Annotated in this window: 2 protein-coding genes; both read right to left on the bottom strand. The window is 42.4% G+C overall.

Features of this window, described 5'->3' with window-relative positions; all coding sequences use genetic code 11:
- Positions 1-217 precede the first annotated feature (217 nt).
- Positions 218-460: a hypothetical protein gene (locus tag COT81_05860; GenBank protein ID PIS04543.1), complete on the bottom strand. Its 243-nt coding sequence runs from the start codon at positions 458-460 to the stop codon at positions 218-220.
- A complete protein-coding gene (locus COT81_05855; protein PIS04542.1) occupies positions 447-776 on the bottom strand; it encodes a hypothetical protein in 330 nt (109 codons plus the stop codon). The genes COT81_05860 and COT81_05855 overlap by 14 nt, the downstream gene beginning before the upstream one ends.
- Positions 777-1,072 lie beyond the last annotated feature (296 nt).

Below are 1,072 nucleotides of genomic sequence, written 5' to 3'. Positions count from 1 at the left end.
ACAACCCCCTCACGCTCCCCCTTCACAGGGGAGGATTATTCTATTGACACCTTTGTAGTAATTTAATACCTTTATAGCAGAAGTAAATCCTCCTGTGTTGGGATACCGTAAGGCATCCCGTCAAAACAGGGGGTTTTCTGTTTTTTAGGCCTTTATTTTTTCAAAATAAAAAAACGGCTGAAGGCCGCTGTTTTAAAAATCAATCTTGTACTTAAAATTAAAGATGCTTTATAAACTGGTTCACATCATATCCGAGCTCGCTTACTTTACTGCAATAGTCAAATAATACTTGTTTGAATACCTTACTTTGAACTGTAATTTCCTGGCCAGTTTTTGGATCCCGCACCATTCGATGGCTGCCTTTGCCATACTTGTGCGGCAAAATTTCAAATCCTAATTTTCTAAATGCTTTTAATACCTTCCTTTGTGTAGTATCAGACGGTACCTTATCTCGTGGCATAGCGCAGTTCTGTTTCGCGCTGAACCAAACTTGATTTAATCATATTTGGATCAGCAAACCGCGCCGGTACGTTATAAGCTGTTAAAATAGCATCTTTAATATTAGCATCAAGCTCAGCTATGTCCTTGCCGGAGGTGATAATACTTTTATTCCCCTGTTTTGCACGAGCTACATAATAAGTGCCTGTTTCATCCGTGTGCTGTTTGATGTCAAACACAATATCGCCCAAACTTCGTATAACCTCGAGCGATTCTTGGGCTTCAAATTTGGCTTTGGGATCTATATAGGATAACAATTTATATAAAAAATGAGGCATATTTCGATACAATAAATTATATCATAGTTAGACAAATTAATATATCATGGTGATAACCTGCCGTCAATAATACTAGAAAGGAATGGATTCTCAACTGGATTCCCGATCAGAGCCTGTGCCGGACATGATCCGGTATCGGGAATGACCCTCCTTCGCCAAGGCTTCGGATGGGCACGGCAGGAGGGTGCCTGAGATCCTCACGTCCCCCTGCGTAGGCAGGGGTCCTCCCGCCAAAGGACGGGCAGGCGCAATGACAACCCCCTCACGCTCCCCCTTCACAGGGGAGGATTATTCTA

The organism is Candidatus Buchananbacteria bacterium CG10_big_fil_rev_8_21_14_0_10_42_9, assembly GCA_002773845.1.
Classification (GTDB): domain Bacteria; phylum Patescibacteriota; class Patescibacteriia; order Buchananbacterales; family 21-14-0-10-42-9; genus 21-14-0-10-42-9.
This window is presented reverse-complemented; position numbering and strand designations above follow the sequence as displayed.

Bases quoted from the DNA above. Each gene is read 5' to 3' on its own strand.
- COT81_05860 (PIS04543.1), bottom strand. From the start codon at position 460: ATGCCACGAGATAAGGTACCGTCTGATACTACACAAAGGAAGGTATTA.
- COT81_05855 (PIS04542.1), bottom strand. From the start codon at position 776: ATGCCTCATTTTTTATATAAATTGTTATCCTATATAGATCCCAAAGCC.